The 16,958-nt window shown below is 62.0% G+C and carries 21 protein-coding genes; 10 read left to right on the top strand and 11 right to left on the bottom strand.

The features are described 5' to 3' along the window. Nucleotides 1-182: 182 nt before the first annotated feature. A complete protein-coding gene (locus tag E8A46_RS15390) occupies nt 183-809 on the top strand; it encodes a hypothetical protein (RefSeq protein WP_291562156.1) in 627 nt (208 codons plus the stop codon). 22 nt (nt 810-831) lie between these two features. Here the strand turns inward: E8A46_RS15390 and E8A46_RS15385 are convergent, their stop codons facing one another. Further along, nucleotides 832-1,041: a hypothetical protein gene (locus E8A46_RS15385; RefSeq protein ID WP_291562153.1), complete on the bottom strand. Its 210-nt coding sequence runs from the start codon at nt 1,039-1,041 to the stop codon at nt 832-834. A 277-nt stretch (nt 1,042-1,318) separates the two neighbouring features. On the opposite strand from E8A46_RS15385, the gene E8A46_RS15380 reads away from it, so the two are divergent. Continuing rightward, complete coding sequence (locus E8A46_RS15380) at nt 1,319-1,768, top strand: hypothetical protein (RefSeq protein ID WP_291562150.1); 450 nt, start codon at nt 1,319-1,321, stop codon at nt 1,766-1,768. A 4-nt stretch (nt 1,769-1,772) separates the two neighbouring features. On the opposite strand, the gene E8A46_RS15375 is transcribed toward E8A46_RS15380, so the two are convergent. Further along, nucleotides 1,773-2,174, bottom strand: a complete 402-nt coding sequence (locus tag E8A46_RS15375; RefSeq protein WP_291562147.1) for a DUF3775 domain-containing protein — start codon at nt 2,172-2,174, stop codon at nt 1,773-1,775. A 190-nt stretch (nt 2,175-2,364) separates the two neighbouring features. After that, the gene (locus E8A46_RS15370) at nt 2,365-3,300 is read right to left on the bottom strand and encodes an alpha/beta hydrolase (protein WP_291562144.1); all 936 of its coding nucleotides are present in this window, start codon (nt 3,298-3,300) and stop codon (nt 2,365-2,367) included. Nucleotides 3,301-3,447: 147 nt separating this feature from the next. Between E8A46_RS15370 and E8A46_RS15365 the strand changes: the two genes are divergently transcribed. Then, the gene (locus E8A46_RS15365) at nt 3,448-3,729 is read left to right on the top strand and encodes a type II toxin-antitoxin system RelE/ParE family toxin (RefSeq protein ID WP_291562141.1); all 282 of its coding nucleotides are present in this window, start codon (nt 3,448-3,450) and stop codon (nt 3,727-3,729) included. A 28-nt stretch (nt 3,730-3,757) separates the two neighbouring features. After that, a complete protein-coding gene (locus tag E8A46_RS15360; protein ID WP_291562137.1) occupies nt 3,758-4,090 on the top strand; it encodes a HigA family addiction module antitoxin in 333 nt (110 codons plus the stop codon). A gap of 118 nt (nt 4,091-4,208) precedes the next feature. Here the strand turns inward: E8A46_RS15360 and E8A46_RS15355 are convergent, their stop codons facing one another. Genes E8A46_RS15355 through E8A46_RS15340 form a run of 4 tightly spaced genes read right to left on the bottom strand, consistent with a single transcriptional unit; the run spans nt 4,209 to nt 6,098 of the window. Beyond that, complete coding sequence (locus E8A46_RS15355) at nt 4,209-4,760, bottom strand: hypothetical protein (RefSeq protein WP_291562135.1); 552 nt, start codon at nt 4,758-4,760, stop codon at nt 4,209-4,211. A gap of 51 nt (nt 4,761-4,811) precedes the next feature. Beyond that, on the bottom strand, nt 4,812-5,375 hold the full coding sequence (locus E8A46_RS15350) for a DUF1376 domain-containing protein (protein WP_291562134.1): 564 nt from the start codon (nt 5,373-5,375) through the stop codon (nt 4,812-4,814). A 10-nt stretch (nt 5,376-5,385) separates the two neighbouring features. Further along, nucleotides 5,386-5,568: a hypothetical protein gene (locus E8A46_RS15345; RefSeq protein WP_291562132.1), complete on the bottom strand. Its 183-nt coding sequence runs from the start codon at nt 5,566-5,568 to the stop codon at nt 5,386-5,388. After that, nucleotides 5,565-6,098, bottom strand: coding sequence for a GcrA family cell cycle regulator (locus E8A46_RS15340; protein WP_291562130.1), 534 nt, complete (start codon nt 6,096-6,098; stop codon nt 5,565-5,567). Before E8A46_RS15340 ends, E8A46_RS15345 begins: the two co-directional genes overlap by 4 nt. A 120-nt stretch (nt 6,099-6,218) precedes the next feature. Here E8A46_RS15340 and E8A46_RS15335 point away from each other — a divergent pair, with 120 nt between their 5' ends. Both E8A46_RS15335 and E8A46_RS15330 read left to right on the top strand, forming a co-directional pair. Further along, entirely contained in the window at nt 6,219-6,848 is a 630-nt protein-coding gene (locus E8A46_RS15335; RefSeq protein ID WP_291562127.1) for a S24 family peptidase, read from the top strand. 148 nt (nt 6,849-6,996) lie between these two features. Further along, nucleotides 6,997-7,272, top strand: coding sequence for a hypothetical protein (locus E8A46_RS15330; RefSeq protein WP_291562125.1), 276 nt, complete (start codon nt 6,997-6,999; stop codon nt 7,270-7,272). Between the two features lie 314 nt (nt 7,273-7,586). On the opposite strand, the gene E8A46_RS15325 is transcribed toward E8A46_RS15330, so the two are convergent. After that, entirely contained in the window at nt 7,587-8,906 is a 1,320-nt protein-coding gene (locus tag E8A46_RS15325) for an MFS transporter (RefSeq protein ID WP_291562123.1), read from the bottom strand. Nucleotides 8,907-9,131: 225 nt separating this feature from the next. On the opposite strand from E8A46_RS15325, the gene E8A46_RS15320 reads away from it, so the two are divergent. Further along, entirely contained in the window at nt 9,132-9,329 is a 198-nt protein-coding gene (locus E8A46_RS15320) for a hypothetical protein (protein ID WP_291562121.1), read from the top strand. Between the two features lie 141 nt (nt 9,330-9,470). On the opposite strand, the gene E8A46_RS15315 is transcribed toward E8A46_RS15320, so the two are convergent. Then, nucleotides 9,471-9,659 carry a hypothetical protein gene (locus E8A46_RS15315; RefSeq protein ID WP_291562119.1) on the bottom strand — a complete coding sequence of 63 codons (189 nt, stop codon included), beginning with the start codon at nt 9,657-9,659 and terminating at the stop codon, nt 9,471-9,473. A 446-nt stretch (nt 9,660-10,105) separates the two neighbouring features. Between E8A46_RS15315 and E8A46_RS15310 the strand changes: the two genes are divergently transcribed. Both E8A46_RS15310 and E8A46_RS15305 read left to right on the top strand, forming a co-directional pair. After that, on the top strand, nt 10,106-11,230 hold the full coding sequence (locus E8A46_RS15310) for an amidohydrolase family protein (RefSeq protein ID WP_291562118.1): 1,125 nt from the start codon (nt 10,106-10,108) through the stop codon (nt 11,228-11,230). A 27-nt stretch (nt 11,231-11,257) separates the two neighbouring features. Continuing rightward, nucleotides 11,258-12,241 carry an alpha/beta hydrolase gene (locus E8A46_RS15305; RefSeq protein WP_291562116.1) on the top strand — a complete coding sequence of 328 codons (984 nt, stop codon included), beginning with the start codon at nt 11,258-11,260 and terminating at the stop codon, nt 12,239-12,241. Nucleotides 12,242-12,310: 69 nt separating this feature from the next. On the opposite strand, the gene E8A46_RS15300 is transcribed toward E8A46_RS15305, so the two are convergent. Further along, on the bottom strand, nt 12,311-14,230 hold the full coding sequence (locus tag E8A46_RS15300) for an HlyD family type I secretion periplasmic adaptor subunit (RefSeq protein ID WP_291562115.1): 1,920 nt from the start codon (nt 14,228-14,230) through the stop codon (nt 12,311-12,313). Continuing rightward, a complete protein-coding gene (locus tag E8A46_RS15295; RefSeq protein WP_291562113.1) occupies nt 14,227-16,116 on the bottom strand; it encodes a type I secretion system permease/ATPase in 1,890 nt (629 codons plus the stop codon). The genes E8A46_RS15300 and E8A46_RS15295 overlap by 4 nt, the downstream gene beginning before the upstream one ends. A gap of 628 nt (nt 16,117-16,744) precedes the next feature. Here E8A46_RS15295 and E8A46_RS15290 point away from each other — a divergent pair. After that, nucleotides 16,745-16,958: hypothetical protein (locus E8A46_RS15290; RefSeq protein WP_291562111.1), on the top strand; the 214-nt coding region annotated here is incomplete at its 3' end.

The raw sequence follows: 16,958 nt of genomic DNA, 5'->3' as shown, positions 1-16,958 counted from the left end.
TCGTCCGCGCCAACGAAATCCTCATCGACCCGGAACAACGCGAGGCTTACGACCATCTGCTGGCGCTCGCGCGCGCGGAGCAGCGCCGGGCGTTCGTGCGCCCCCTCGCCGCCAGGATTCACAGTCTTGCCTCCGGCGTGATGGCACTTGCCGGAATCTCCATCATGACTGTCGGCGGCTATTTGCTGTTCATGCAGATATCGACGGCATCGGTTGTTCCGGCCAACAACGTTGGCGTGGCTGTGCGCGTATCGCCTGATATCGCGCCCGTCAGCCGAACCGATTCGCTGTATCCGACCGACCAGAATTCGGTCATCGCCAAGCTCGAGAGTAAACGCGAGAGTACAAGCATTGCCGCCGACGCCATCGTGCGAAGCGCCGCCATGATTCCGACCAACTTGGAAAGCCTGCCGGCGCTCAATTTCGGCGCGGCTCCCGACCTCGTCCTGAACGATGCCCAATTTTTTCACGCACGGGGAGTCTTCGCCTACCGCAACGGCAACCTGAACGGGGCAATTGCCGATCTGGATCAGGCGGTCCAGCTTGATCCCGGCTTTTCAGCTTCCTACATCGACCGCGGCATCGTGTTTTATCGCCTGCCAAAATTTGACCGCGCTTTCGCCGACATCGCGCCGGCGAAGCGGATCGAAACGGAAAGCCAACCCAAATCCATGCCAACGGTGGCGAAGAAGCCACGCTCCGATCAGACCGGAATCGCGATTTCGACGACGTCGTTGTCCCGACGGCCAACGGCGGCTGCGCAACATTCAGCGCCAGAAGGAGGGTTTGCGTCGGCCACGTTTCAATGAATCGTCTTGCAGCACCGTTGGGTCACGGGTCGGCGATGGGCTGCCACTCCCCATCAACGACGTTTCTGAGGATGATCTCCGATAGCTTGAAAACAAGCTCTCGCAGCCGGGCATTGTCTTCAAGCAGCGACGCAACGTCGTCTGTGTGTTCGTCATAGGTAATTTCGTCACATTCGAGTGACGATCCGTCGACACGCTCTTGATTGCTGTCCAGCGGAGATACCTTTCCCATCGCCAATCCCCCCATTCAGGTAGCCGTACGCGCGCCCAGTTTTCCCGTTCACTGCAAGAGTGATTTGAGTCGGGGGCCAATCTTGGACCGAAATAGGAAACCTGCCGCATTGACGCCGCGATAGTGCCGGAAATCCCGGCGTGATTTGAGTATCGTCAATTGGGGCAAGCATGCTGCCCTTTAAAATCCGTGATCATTTGCAAATCGTCAATTAGTTGGGACTACGGAAGACACACCTCGGCGGAGGCAACGTCTGTATCAAGACGGAGCGCGCCCGATGCCTGTCGTGGTGATTACTGCGTCGATCCTGGTCAGTCTGGTGTTGATGGGACCATCCGAAGCCTCACGGCCCTGCGTGAGCAGGACCGACGCGCGTCAGCATTCTGGTTCGGTTCACCTCTACCGGCATGGCCGGGATCAATGCTGGGACGCGGTGCCGACGCGTGGAAGTCATCAAATCCACGGAGTTCAGCGGGCCATTGAACAGCCTAGCCCGGATGACTCGGTGCCGGACATGTCGCCGGATGATGCACGCTGGATCGATATCGATCAGGCGGCGCCGCCATCCATTATCGAACGTAAGCCCGAGCCGACGGATTTGTCGCACGGCGTGGTATTGGTGGCTATTGCCATCGTCGTCATGCTGGGAACGATCGAGGCCCTGTTCCGCTGCACGATCTCGCCAACGGGCGGCGCCACGACGGGCCGAAACCGCGGCAGACCTTGAAGGATCAGAGATGCTCCTCGAAATCCTCCGACGACATGCCGAACGCCGACAGCGCCTCCTCCAGATAGTCGGCAAGCATTGGCGTCCCGATCAGATAGGCGGCCGTGCGGTTGTTGTGAGCCCGCGACGCCTCGCCGCGCAGATCGCGCCAGTTGTCGAGATTGCCGTCACCACGGCCGAGCCACATCAGCGCGACGAGATCGATCTGCTCGTCTTCGTTCAATCCCCGAATGAAGCCGGAAAGCTCGGAGCGATCGGAGCTCTGGCTGTGATTCTCGGGCATGTCATCGTCGTCGGAATCGGATTCCAGATTCAACCCGGCGGCGCTGCTTTCGGACTGACGTGACTTCGCGATGATGAAGAACACCTTCTCCGGCGAGATCGACAGGTTCGGGATTTTTTTCATCGCAGACTCCCCCTCGGGAAACAGGCAAAAATTCATCAGATACAAGGCTTTCGGCCGCAAGCCGAACGCTACACGCAGCCTAAGGCTGCGCGGCGAAAGCCACATTGCGCAAGATCAAGGCGCGGCCCCGCGCGGCGCCCGCAGCTAACGCCTGCCGGAGCAACGCCAAGGGCGGGACCCCTGCTCCAACCTACCCCTTGATGAAGCCGAGCAGGTCGGCGTTGAGGCGGTCCTTGTGGGTCAGAAAGATCCCGTGCGGCGCGCCCTCATAGACCCTGAACTGGGCCTTCGGGATCAGCGCGGCGGTGGGCCGCCCGGTCAGATCGATCGGCGCGGAGACATCCTTGTCGCCGTGAATGATCAGCGTGGGCACGGTGATCCCGGGCAGCTCCTGGCGAAAGTCGGTCGAGGTGATGCGCCGGCTGGTTTCGATCGCGACCGGCAGCGGCGTAGTCAGCATCAGCTGCTTGACCCACTCCTGCAGGCTCGGCGAAGTGTCGGCGACAAAGAAGCCCTGCCTGCCCTCCTCCAGCCATTTCGGAAAGTCCGCCTGCAGCACGTGGCTGCGGAAGAACTCCAGCGCTTCGGCCGGGATGCCGTTTGGGTTGTCCGGTGTCCTCGTCAAGAAGGGCAGCGCCGCCGGTGCAATGAGGACGATTTTCTCGATCCGGCCCGCGCCGTGCCGGGTCAGATAGCGCACGATCTCGCAGCTGCCGAAGGAATGACTGACCAGCGTCACGCCACGCAGATCGAGCTGCGTCAACAGCGCGGACAGATCGTCGGCGAGCGTGTCGCAGTCGTAGCCGCTGCCCGGCTTGCTTGAGCGGCCGTGGCCGCGGCGGTCATAGGCGATGCAGCGCAGGCCCGCTTGAGAGAGCGCGCCGATCTGGTAGTCCCACATCGGCGACGGCAGCGCCCAGGCGTGAATGAAGACGACCGGTTTGCCGCTTCCCCAATCGGTGTAGGCGAGTTTCACGCCGTCGGCGGTTTCGATGAAATCGCCGGTGTGCGGCTTCGCAGGCGGAGCGGCGGCACGCGCGTTCATCGCGTTGTCGGTCATGCCGCCCAGCAGGCAGGCGCCGACCGCACCCGAGGCGGCCGATTTCATGAGAGTGCGTCTATCCATGGCTTCGATCCCTGATCAATTTGCTGATGATCGCGATTCTGGCCGGCCGGATGACGCGTGGCGATTACCTCGGGGGTAAAAGTTTTCGCGCATTACCTCCGTTCGGTCAGCCGTTGACGCATGTATCATGATATGATACATACCTGAATGATCAGGAGCTTCCGGAACAAACAGACGGAGAATGCTTTTAATGGTATCCTGGGCAAGGGCTTTCCGTCCGACCTGATCAAGATCGTCCGCCGCAAGCTTGGTTTTCTGCATGCCGCGGCTCTATTAGGCGATCTGAGAGCTCCGCCGGGAAATCGTCTGGAAATGCTGAAAGGTGACAGGATCGGGCAGCATTCGATCCGCGTTAACGACCAGTTCCGCATCTGTTTCATCTGGACAGACGAGGGCCCGATCGACGTCGAATTTACGGACTATCACTAGCGGATAAATTAGTGTCAGGAACTCGCCAATGAAAAAGAGACACGCATCAAAAAAAGTCGCTCAAAAAAGACTTGCACCGATGCATCCCGGTGAAGTGCTTCGGGAAGAGTTCCTGATCCCTCTCGATATGTCAGCGGGCGCGCTAGCCAAGGTGTGCGGCGTGCCTCGAACGCGTATCGAGCGACTGGCCAATGAAGAGACTGGCCTCACCGCCGATACGGCCCTGCGATTGTCGAAGGCGTTCGGGACGACGGCTGCACTGTGGCTGAACCTGCAGAATGCCTTTGATGTTCAAATGGCCGAACGCGCGATTGGAAAAGAGCTGAAGAATATCGCGCCGGTGATCGGGCACGCGGCGTAGTTACTCTTCTTGCCCGTTCGTTCTAGCGCGACCTTCCACAAAGCGGCGCCCAGCAGCGCCGCTGCATCAAGAAGCAAAGTCACCAATTTTCATCCGGCGAAGCCAATATTCAGCACCATTACCGCCGCTCCGTCGCAAAGCCGTAGAGCAGCGCCAGGCGGTCGAGGCATTCACGGAACCGTCTGGCAAAATAGTCGATCCAGCGCTGGCCACGCAGCCCGCGGCGCTGGCCAATCTGCTCCATGGTCAGCCCGAGAACCAAAACCTCATGCACCAGCGCTGCGCCATCAGCGCCGAGTTCGCGCTCGGCGCGGTTGAGCCGCAGCACCGCCTTGCGCTGGCGTTCGGTGATCGGCTCCCGCGCCTGTCCGCCATCGACATATTCCCGCGTCGGATCGACGGCCTGCGGGTCGCGCTCGGCCTTTTCCCAATCGTCCTGAAACGCCCGCCCGCCCTGGTACTGCGCCTCGTCGATCTGGCGGCGGCTGTGCAGCCTGCCCAGCGGATCGTTGCGGATCGAGCGCAGCGTGACGATCTTTTCGCCCGGCTCCAGCGCCAGCGGATCGTCCACTTCAACCTCCGCCACTTCGGCGTTGCGCGGCAGGTCCTGCGACCTGCGGTCATGAATTTTAGCCGATTTGTGCGCCCTCTTGCGTCTGGCCCGTGCCATGATAGCTCCCTTGCAAGCGTGGATGTTCGAATGGCGAAAATCGTTCGTCTCTTACGTCGCGCGCCTCGCGACGTAGGCCACAAGCTCCGGGCTGACGGCGATGCCAGGTTTTTCCTTCGCTCCCCCCGCATGCGGCATTGAGCCAGCTGCGATGTGCGCTTCGCCCTGGGGAAGATTCTGATCTGAGTGTGGGTGTGAGTGGTCGGCGCCGGCTTGAGCCACGCCCGACGATCGCGAAGCAATTGCCCGGGGCGGGAGTGGCCGGGAACGCGAGGCATTTTCCAGCTTCATGCGCGCCAGCGCCGAGCCGAGGCCGCCCTTTTGGCCGGCGATCGCGCGCTTCTCGGAAACGCGCATCATCCGCGCCAACTCGGCGTCGATCCGCTTGTGCTTCCAGCCCTCGTGGAAAAAATCCTGCAGGGTCGGACGATACTCGCACCAGGTCCGCAAAGGCAGCTTTGTGATCTTGGAGAGCTGCCGGTCGTCGTCGGGAAGCTCGCCCTTGCGCCAGTAGTGCATCATCAAGAGCAGATAGGCCCCGTGCTGCGCCGTGGTCAGGTGGCCGGTGTCGCCGAGATAGTCGCCGACATAAAGGGGCATCCAGGGACGGTTCATGGCGCACGCCTCACAGACTGCGGTTATCGTTTGCGGGCGTCGTCGCCCATTGATCGTGCAACAGCGCCACGAGCGTGAGCCTGCGGTTTGAGCCGGCCGGCTCGCGCCGGATCAGCGCGCGCAGATGCGCCAGCCGATGCCGCGGCGAAAGCCGCTTGATACGGACTGCGAGATGAGAGAGTTCTGTGCTCATGCCGCCGCCACCAGCCGCAACAGCACCTTGCCCGCCGAGCGCTCCGACACAGCGGCGGGGCTGCTGGTCAGGTGAAAATGCGCGACGCAGTAGCTCGAACCCTCGCGGCGTGGGTGGCCGCAAAAGGTGATGGCCTCGCCCTCCGCCTCGCCGCCATAAGGGTAACGGCAATCGCCGCGTTCAAGCTCAAGCAGCGACAGGTGGCGCGGCACGATGCCGACGCAGCGCAGTTTCAGCGCCGCGGCCCGTTTCCGCACCGTCGGCTTCGGCCGGGATGGGGCAAGGGCGCGCGCGCGTATTTTTAGCAGCCGCGCCGGACGCGGCTTCGGCTGCGGTTTCCGCGCTGCTGGAATATCGGCCCGCCCGGGACCGGAAAGCCCCATGCGCCTGGCGCGGCCGATCGTGGCATTGCGGGAATAGCCGGTGTTGAACCTGGCGTTGATCGCATTTGCGATCCGCGAAAAGGACAGCCCTTTTTCGAGATATTCGCGCAGCGCCCGCGAATGTTCTTCCGCCCAGCTCGACTGCATGGCAGCCCTCCGAGGTTTTCACGTTATGTTCTCATACTTCTGATATTACGAAATGAAAGTCAAGCCCGATTTCGGATAATCGGAATTGCTTTCATTTCTGAAATTCGGAAAAGATACGCCATGCTGGACAACAAGCTGATCGAGCGGGGGCTCAAGAAGCCGGGCAAGACCAAGGGGGGGCTTGCGGCGGCGATGGGCGTTCGCCCCGGTGCTGTTTCCGAAATCCTGTCCGATGCCCGCCTGATCAAGGCCTCGGAAATCCAGCCGATCATCGACTATCTCGAGCTGAACTCGGTGCCGATCATGGGCCGGGTCGGCGCCGGTGCGGCGATCGAGCCGGAACACGAGCAGGTACCCCCGGAGGGACTGGGCGAGGTCGAACTGCCCTTCCCGATCGCGGAGGAGACCATCGCCTTCGAAGTGGCCGGCGATTCCATGCTGCCGAAATATGAAAATGGCGACATTATCGTGGTCTACCGGGAGCAGCGGCACCCGGTTTCGAGCTTTTACGGGGAAGAGGCCGCGGTGCGGCTGAAGACCGGCGAGCGCTACCTGAAAACCGTCGAGCGGGGCAAATCCGCCACCCTGGTCAACCTCACGAGCTTCAACGCCAAGCCGATCGTTGGGGTAAAGCTGGAATGGATCGGGGAAATCTGCGTCACCCTGCCGCGGGGCCAGATCGAGCGGCTGCGCGCCAAGGCGACGGCGCGCTCGCGCAAGGCGGCGCGCGGGAAAACGCCCGCGAAATGACGCCGGAACGGGCCGTGATTCGCGGGCTGAACCATGCGGCAGGCACCAAATTTCTGATTTCCAGAATTATAGGGTTGACTTGTTTCTGAATTTCAGAAATACTGCGACCCAACCGGGCAACGCCCGCCGGGAGCGCAGCGAACCGCGCATGCAGTATTTCGTCGTGATGATCGACTACGGACGGCGCGGCCGCGAAGCCATCGTCGATCCGGAAGTGACCCGGCGCGAGGTTATCTCGCGCATCGTGTCCGGCGAATACGGCAACATCAGCTTCATTCACGAGATCGCCGACGGCGCGGTCGAGGACATCACCAAGGACATCCTGGCGGAGGCCGCGGTTCCGGAAATCGCCTCGACTGGCGCCGACCTGCAGGCGAGCCGGTTCGATCATCTGCGCGATCTCAAAAAGCATGAGACGGCGTGAGGAAGGCTTCGCCTGGAACGCGATGGCTCTTAATTGAATCGGCCTGTCGATAGGTGCACTTCTTCAGGTGCACTTCTTCACCTCTCCCGCCTGCGGCGGAGGTCGACGCGCTCGGGAGCGCAATTGCGCGCCAGAGCGCGGCGGGTGGGGCAAAGCCTATCCCCTCGACCAGCTGCGTCTTGTGAAGACCCCCACCCCAACCCTCCCCCGCAAGCGGGAGAGGGAGCGCGCTTCCGTCGTGGCTACAAACTTGATCCGGTGTCACATCTAGCCCCTCGACCGGAAACCGCTCTTCCCTCACCTCGCGAGCCGCCTCACTCCCGCGATATCACCAGCTTCAGCGACATCGACGCCGCGGTCGCGGCGACCATGATCGCCGCCACGGCCAGCAAGCCGACGACGTAGGACCCTGAAAATTCCCTGAGCCAGCCCATCATCGATGGACCGACAAAGCCGCCGACGGTGGCGATTGAGTTGATGAAGGCCAACCCGCCCGCGGCCGCGACCCCGGTCAGGAACCGGGTCGGGATGGTCCAGAAGATCGCCCGCGCCGCGGTCACGCCGACCAGCGCCAGGCTGAAACCGATGACGGCGACGGGAAGCGAGCCGGAGATGATCGGCGCCAGCAGCCCGACACCGCCGAGAAGGCACGCGATCGCCAGGTTGACGATGCGCCGGCCTTTTTCGTCGACATAACGCGCCCACAGGATCATGCCAACGGAAGCAAACAGATAGGGGATGGCGGCGGTCCAGCCGATCGCCAGATTCGACAAATGATATTCCTTCAGCATCAGCGGCAGCCAGATGCCGATGCCGTAGGAGCCTAGCGTAAAGCCGAACTGGATCACGGCGCAGATCAGCACGCGCGAATCCTTGAATGCCGCCAGCAATGAAGAATGCGGCCGCTCCCGCACTTCGGAAGCGAGCACCTCGTCCAGCATGTCACGCTCGTCGGGCGTGAGCCAGGTCGCGGCCTGCGGGGAATCGGAAAGCAGGCGCAGCGTCAAAAACCCCAGGGGGATGCAGGGCAGGCTCACCAGCAGAAACAGCCACTGCCATCCGGCGAGACCCCAGATGCCGTCCATCTGCAGCAGCAGGCCGCAGACCGGGCTGCCGACCAGCGAGGACAAGGGAATCCCGACCAGGAACCAGGCCAGCATCCTGGTGCGGTATTGGGCCGGAAACCAGGCGGCGAGAAAGAACGTCACCCCCGGGAAGAACCCGGCTTCCGCGATCCCAAGCAGCAGGCGCAGGCCGTAGAAGCTGTTCGGCCCGACCACGAAGGCGGTTGCCGCCGACACGATGCCCCAGCTGATCATGATGCGGGCAAGCCAGCGCCGCGCGCCGAAGCGATAGAGCATCAGGTTGCTCGGCACTTCAAACAGCGAATAGCCGAGAAAGAAAACGCCCGCCGCAAGACCGAACTGCGACGCCGACAGGCCAAGCTGCTGGTTCATGGTCAGGGCGGCGAAACCAAGACTGGTGCGATCGAGATAGTTGAAGAGATAGGCGATGGTCAGAAGCGGCACGAACCTGAGCGCGGCTTTTCGAACGGCGCTTTGCAGCACGGGATCCTCCCCTGCCCGCTCCGACGCATCGCGTTCCCCCGGGACGCTCTGCTGCAACAGTGCCATCCTCATTCCTTCCCCGTGATGATCTTTTGTTATTATGTATCGCAACCGGCATATAGCACGATGCCAGCATCGGCCGCGAACGGATATGTAACAGGAATGTCACATGTGCCGGGATTATGCAGCCGTTCCTCAAACGTTCGAAAGAGTTGATGAGGGACCTTTGATTCCGCGCAGTAGGCTGGTTTCGGGGTTGATGTTCACTTTCGGCTTTCGAAGGAGAGCGATATGCCAGCCTACGTTCAGCATCACGACCTCGTCGAGACGCCCCCGGTGGTCTGCCCCGGCTGCATCGGGCTGCTGCCGATGTATGTCAGAGACATCGAGCCGCATTGGAGCATGGCGAAGATCGACTTCATCTATGAGTGCGCCGACTGCGGCGCCGAAGTCAGGCAAACCGTCACAAAGCCCGAACGGCGGCACTGACCAGCGCGCGCACGTCGCCGCGACCGCGCCGCCGGGCTGAGGTCCGCCTCGGCAACACGCTCTCGCGCAGCAACTCACCGGCAGCGTATCGGCTGCACGCGGCGGCTAACGGTCTAACGCAACGGAAAGGTCTGGAACCGCTCAGTTGGCGGCAAGGGAATGACCGGAAGCATCGAGATTGCATTCCCTGAAATGGAACGCAATTTCGTCAAGCGCACGCTGCTCCCACTCTTCGGCTTCTGCGAGCCAGAAAACCCTACGCTCGGAATCAAGGTACGCACGCTCCCGGCAAAAATATTCCTGGCGGCGAATTTCAACGAGCTTGTTCATGAACTCCACTCCTGTGTGAAGCCAATTGACGCGCGCACAATAGCAGAATCCGCACCGCGAGTCCGTTGCATTTTGTCGCGCGAAAAGAGGCAATCCTTCTGCCCTTGTGGACATCGCAGTGCAGCATGTCGGCAAACATTTGGCCGGCCTTCTGGCATGCAAGATGCCGACGCGCCGCACCCGCTTGGCTTCGAACGCAAGCTTCGCGCGTGTGAAACCGGAACGCGCCGCGCGATCCGAAGCTTCAAACAAGAAAACGAGCGGCAGGCGTGAACCGGCACGCCGATCAGACCCCCGCGCAGGCCATGCTATTTTTTGGATTTTCCAATGGCTTGAGATCGCGAATCTATTGTCTGCCACGCTATCTGCGGTACATAGCTGGACTGTGACATTTATCGGACCGATCAAGACGAGAAGTCCTGAAGGGACCCGGCAGGGAGGGCGTTATGAACGAACACGATGGCAACAAGCGCTGGTCGTACCGAGGCTGCGCCTGCGGCGGCTGCGAGAGCACCCTTTCGCTGTCCGGCGCGGCGCTGAGCCGGCGTCAATTCGTGGCTGGACTGGCCGGCGCCGCGACCGTGGCGGCGGCGGGGTTGGGACACCCGCAGAACGCCATGGCGCAGACCGCCGGGGCAAAGCCCTACCGCATCGATGTTCATCATCATCTGTCGCCACCGAGCTACATCGCGGCGTCGGTCGGCGCCAATTTCGGTGATGGCCTGATGCGCGGCTGGACGCCCGAAAAATCGCTGGCCGATATGGACCAGGCGGGCATCGCGGTCGCGATGCTCTCGGTGACGCAGCCGGGCGTCAATTTCACCTCCGGCGAGGCGGCGCGCAAGCTGGTGCGCGAGTGCAACGAATACGCCGCAAAGCTGATCGCCGACCATCCCGGCCGCTTCGGGAGCTTCGCAATGCTTCCACTCACCGATGTCGACGGCAGCCTGAAGGAAATATCCTACGCACTCGACACCCTCAAGCTCGACGGCATCGGCCTGTTGACGAACTATCACGACAAGTGGCTCGGCGATCCCGCCTTCCTGCCGGTCATGGAAGAACTCAACCGGCGCAAGGTCGTGGTCTACACCCATCCGGCCACGGCCGATTGCTGCGTCAACCTGGTGCGCACCGAACCGCCGGGGATGATCGAATGGGGCACCGATACGACCCGCACCATCGGCGACATCATCTTCTCCGGCAACGCGCAGAAATTCCGCGACATCCGCTGGATCTTCTCGCATGCCGGCGGCACCATGCCGTTCCTGATCGAGCGGTTCGTCCGCCAGCCGTTGCTCGATCCGAAATCAAAGGCGGCCGTGCCCGAGGGAACGCTGGCCGAACTGACGCGCTTCTATTACGACACCGCGCAAACCGCGAACAAGGCCGCGATGTCGGCGCTGACCGCGGTGATCCCGACTTCGCAGATTGTGTTCGGCACCGATTTTCCCTATCGCACCGGCATCGACCATGTGAAGGGACTGCGGAATTCGGGCGTTTTCACCGAAGCACAGATCATGGAGATCGAGCGCGGCAATGCGCTGAAGCTGCTGCCGCGGCTCGGTGCCTAGCCGATGACTGGACGGAATAACCAAGCTGTGAAAGTCGATCGCAGAACGGTGCTGGCAGGGATTTCGGTCGGCATCGCCGCCGCGGCAGAGGGCACGGCGTTTGCGGGGCCATCTCCCGCCGCCGGTTCGGAAAAGGGGCCGCTGGTCTGGCTCAACATGGACCAGAAGGAACTCGACGACGCGTATGACCAGTCCAAATACGCGCCGAACCTGCAGCAGATCACCAGGCGTTATGCGTCCAACAGCAATGCGATGCGCGCGCGCCTCGGCGAGCCCAAACGCCTCGATTACGGCCCGACCGCCATCGAGCGGCTCGAAGTCTATTCCACCAAACGGGCCAATGCGCCGATCCACATTCACATTCACGGCGGGGCCTGGCACCAGCGCCCGGCGGCTGAATACGCCTTTCCCGCCGAAATGCTGATGAACGCCGGCGCGCATTACGTCGTCCCTGACTTCATCTCGGTGGACGAGGCCAATGGCGATCTGATGCCGATGGTCGACCAGGTCCGCCGCGCCATCGCCTGGACCGCGCGCCATGCAAAGGACTTCGGTGGCGACGCCGGACGCATCTATTTGTCCGGCTTCTCCTCCGGCGCGCATCTGGCCGGAGTGGCGCTGCTCACGGAATGGCGCGGGGATTTCGACCTCCCCGACAACCTCATCAAGGGCGCCGTGCTTTCAAGCGGCATGTCCGATCTTAGGCCGGTTCGGCTTTCGGCGCGCTCGAAATATGTCCACTTCACAGACGAGATGGAGGAGCGTCTCTCTACCCAGCGCCATCTGGCGCGGATCAACACGCCTCTGGTGCTTGCCCATGGCACCTACGAGACGCCCGAATTTCAACGCCAGACCCGCGATTTTGCCGCCGCGCTCAAGGCCGCCAACAAGCCGGTGCAGTATCTCGTCAATGAGAACTACAATCACTTCGAGATGATGGAGACGTTCGCGAGCCCTTACGGCCTGCTCGGCCGCGCGGTGCTGGAGCAAATGCAACTCCGCTCCACCTGAGCGGTCCTCGCTCAGCACGTGTGGCTCGACTGGCGTTCGGATGGCGTCAGTACCACACGCGACCAGCGCTCATCGCTCGACAAAGGCGCGCTGGAACTGATCGGTAACCGGCTTCAACAAATAGCTCATCATGGTCCGGCTGCCCGTCTGCATGAAGACTTCCGCGGGCATACCCGACACGAGCTGCAGTCCAGCGAGCCGACGACGTTCATCTTCGGGAAGCATCACCCTGACCGTGAAGTAAGACGCATTGGTCTGCTGATCGCGGCTGGTATCAGCAGACACATATGACACCACACCGGTGAGCTGCGGCGTCACACGCTGGTTGAAGGCCGAGAAGCGTATGAACGCCGTCTGGCCCGTCCGTACCTGATCGATATCGCCGGGCTGCATCCGCGCTTCGATTTGCAGATCATCGGTGTCCGGCACGACTTCCATGATGGCGTCGCCGGCGCGGATGACACCGCCGATGGTGTGCGCGGAGAGCTGATGGATCACCCCCGAAGCCGGCGAGCGGATCTCGATCCGGTCAAGAAGATCTCGCGCAGCGACGCTACGCTCCACAAGTTCGGATTCCTTGCCCTGTGTCTCGCCGAGTTCCTTCACAACCTCGGTCCGGAAATCCTGATCGAGTCGCACGATCTGAAGTTGCGCCTCGCCGATCTTTGATTTTGTCTCGGCGATCGCCGACATCAACTGCCCGCGCTCGCCTTCGATCCGCGCGCTCTCACGCTGCAGGCTCGTGAGTCGCGTCAGCGGGACAAGCCGCTTGTCATAGAGTTCCTGGACACCGGAGAGTTCACCAGTAATCAGCTCCAGTTGCCTGGTCTTGGACGCCACCTGGGCATCGAGGCCGGTAATTTCCTCGCCGAGCTGCGAGACCCGGCTTTGCAGAAGATCGATCTGGCTCCGACGCGCATTGGCCCGGGCCTTGAACAGGGATTCCTCCGATGCCAGGAGGGTCTTGACGGTGCCCTCGCCCGATCGCACCGCCAATTCGGCCGGCACCTGGAGCCCGGGCAGGCCGTCGCGCTCAGCAACCAGCCGGGCAATCCGGGCCCGGAATTCATCGAGCTGCTTACTCACCACCTGCAGACTGGCCTGCGCCTGGGTCGCGTCGAGCCGCACCAGCAAATCGCCGACACCCACCCGCATTCCATTGCGGGCCGCGATCTCCGCGACAACCCCGCCGGTCGGATGCTGGATGGTCTTGACGTTCGATTGAACCACAAGGTTACCGGGAACCACGACGGCCCCGGCAAGCGGCATCAGCACGGTCCAGCCGCCGGCCAACACGCCGGCAACAAGCAGCACTCGAAGCCCGGTTCGCAATTCATGCTCGAACGCGCGTCCGGCCCGTAAACTCAGGCTTTCGCCTGGCGCGTTATCGTTGTCGGCCAAACCGTCACGATTGATGAGGAAGGCAACGCCCTCGCTCAGGCCGACACGGCAGTTCTTGATCAGCTGTCCCATGGCCGTTGCCGGCCCGGCGTTACCCGCCGGAGGTGGAAGGGTCAATTGCGGGCTTTCGATATGCATCGACTGATATTTGTCATTCGGCTTGGGAAGGTCCGGCCCGGGCCTCGTCACATTAATCAGGGATGGGCCGTCAGGCACGATGATCGGACTGGGCCGGCGCGGCGGCGGGCCGGCAGTCGGCTCGCGTGCATGTTCGCTTCCGCGCGCGGACGGAGCGGCGCCAGTAAACCAAAATTGCTCCAGGCAGACATTGATGACCCGTTCAATCTTGCCCTTTTTGCGCTTCGGCGGGGCCGCACGCCGACGCCCGCGATGCAGGTCGTCACGCGCCGGGTGACGCGCCCGCGGTGCATGCGGCTCGTTCGGTTCCTCGCGTTCGAACGCCTGGCGCAGCCGCTGCAGTTCGAGAATCAGCGCGGCGCCTTGCGGCCCGACTCCGCCGCCGTGCTGCTCGCCGATCCAGCGCTGCGGAGATTGACCGTCAGGTCGTGCCCCGTCCCCCGTTCTCATGGCAGGGCGCTCTCGGCCAGCACAGCGAGGCGCGCCGAATTCGGACTCGGCGCCGCAGTTTGCTTCGCCGCCGCCGACTGTCCTGCTGCCGCAGGCTGCCGTGCTGCCGCGGCCTGCGTTGCCGCCGCGGCTTGGCCTGTCCCGGTGCGAACGCGCGCAAATATCTCTTCGCGTGGGCCAAAGGCGATCGCCCTTCCTTCATAGAGCACCATCGCCATGTTCAATGCCGAGAGAGCACTTGGACGGTGCGATATGACGATGACGATGCAATTGTTCTGGCGCAGAATCTGAATGGCGCGGGTCAGGGCATTTTCGCCGTCGGCATCCAGATTGGCATTGGGCTCATCGAGCACAACCAGAAACGGATCGCCGAACACCGCCCGCGCCAGCCCCAGTCTCTGCCGCTGGCCCGCGGACAAGCTCATGCCGCCCTCGCCGATCCGCGTCGAATAGCCCTCCGGAAGGCGCAAGATAATGTCATGCACGCCGGCGATCTGCGCCGCTTTGAGGATGGCATCGGAGGTCGCCTGATCGTCGAAGCGGCAGATATTCTCGGCAACGGTGCCATCGAACAAGGCAACATCCTGAGGCAGGTAGCCGATATAGCGGCCCAGATCCTCGTTTCGCCATTGATCGAGCGCGGCGCCGTCGAGCCGCACCACTCCGCGCTGGGCCTGCCAGATTCCTACCAGCGCCTTTGAGAGCGAGGTCTTGCCCGATGCGCTCGCGCCAAGCAGAACCAGACCCATGCCGGCCCGGAGCGAGAAAGAAATTTCCGAGACGATCAGCTTTTCCGTGCCGGGCGCAGCGACGGCCAGACCCTGCACCGATAGCTCACGGCAAGGACGCGGCAGCACCACCGGTGGTGCGGGAAGTGTCGCGGTAACCTTGCAGATTTCGCGCAGGCGGACGATGCCCTGGCGCGCGGCGACCAACTGCTTCCAGGTACTGAGGGCTATTTCAACCGGCGCCAGAGCGCGTCCCATCATGATCGACGACGCGATCATGATGCCGCCCGAAGCCCGGTCGGCCACGACAAGATATGCACCGATGCCCAACATTCCCGATTGCAGCACATAGCGCAGCACCTTCGCGCCCGAGCCGAGATTGGCAGCAACGTCGGTGGCGCGGATATTTTCCCGCAAATAGCGCTCGTTGGCCCGCGACCAGCGGGCGGTGAATCGATCCGTCATGCCCAGGGCCCGGATAATTTCGGCATTGCGCTGCGTCGCATCCGCCAGCACCTGGCGCTGGGCGCTTGATTCCATCGCGGCCCTGGCGGCACCGCGCGACATGCGCTCGGTCAGCAACGTCATCGCAATGATCCCGGCGGTCCCGAGCAGAGCCGTCATACCGATTGCCGGATGAAACAGAAACAACGCAATGAGAAAGATCGGAATCCACGGCATATCAAGGAACGCCGTTGGCCCCATGCCGGACATAAAGCCGCGCACCTGGTCGAGATCGCGCAAAGGCTGCTGCATCAGCATCGGCTTCACGCCGCGAAGTGGCAACGTGGCGAGCGCCGTGTGGATCGATTGCTGCAAGCCGGCGTCGAAAACCGTTGCGACCCGACACAGCATGCGCGATCGCAGCGCGTCGAAGTATCCTTGCATAAGATAGGCAAACAGCACGATCAGCGAGAGGCCCAGCAAGGTCGTAATGTTGCGGCTCGGAATAACCCGATCATAGACCTGCAACATATAAAGCGAGCCCGACAGCATCAGAACATTGATCACCCCGCTGAACACGGCAATGCCAACCATGCGCCGCGCGCTCTCGCGCAGCCCAAGCGCCACGGGGTCGTCGGACGCCAGGGTCGATAGCAGATTCGAAATCCCGCGAGGCGGAGGTACTGCTTGCGCCTGACCTTGATCGACACTCATTTGCAATTGCGCGTTTCCGTCGAGCCGAGACCGATCGGCGATCAAATTTCCTTGACAGGTGATACGGACCATTTTTCGGCAGGAATGCGACCGTCGGCAATTTCTGCCGACAATTGGCCCCACCATATGTGACACCACACTCCACCGGCCACAAATGTGGCGGCAGAAGTTTGTTGGCCATATATGTGACGCCGAGATTCTTATTCCGAGTTGGCGGCTTTCCGAAGGTCTGCCGAAATTCGAGCCAGAATCACGGTCGAGCGCTGCTCGTGAGAGTTGTCACAACTCAACAAATCCCAAACCAGAAGCGAGACAGGCGTCATAGAATCGTCCGCCTATCACCTTGCTTCCGTACGCATTGGCCCCGGTGTCGGCCGAATGGCGCCACGAAGCTAAATAAATCTTCATGCTGCGCATCACATCGCTGCTCGGGTGGATTGCCAGGGCTGAGATGAAACATTGACGGGACAACAGGGGACAAAAATGGCTCGCTGCACAATGCGCATCACCGCCATCTAAATTGTGCGGCCATGGGACTTCTCGAGGGAGGCTTGCGCCAGCAAGCCCTTCCGCAACTAACCGAAGTAACGGCAGTGCATTCGTAACAGTGTAGAGAAGGAGGCAGGAAATGGCGCTTACGGCAACAGATCTATTCAACGACGCAACGACCCGCGAGATTGGCGGTATCGGCCCGGATCAGGTCAACCTGATCGTCTCGGACCTCATCGGCGTACAGCAGCAGCTGAGCGCGGCAGACCCCCAGATCAACAACCTCTCCGATCTCCACACCCACATCATCATCAATCAGCTCAACGAGGAGATAGCATCCGTCGAGAACGCGA

This window comes from Bradyrhizobium sp. (assembly GCF_004799445.1).
In the GTDB taxonomy this organism is placed as follows: Bacteria; Pseudomonadota; Alphaproteobacteria; order Rhizobiales; family Xanthobacteraceae; genus Bradyrhizobium.
This window is presented reverse-complemented; position numbering and strand designations above follow the sequence as displayed.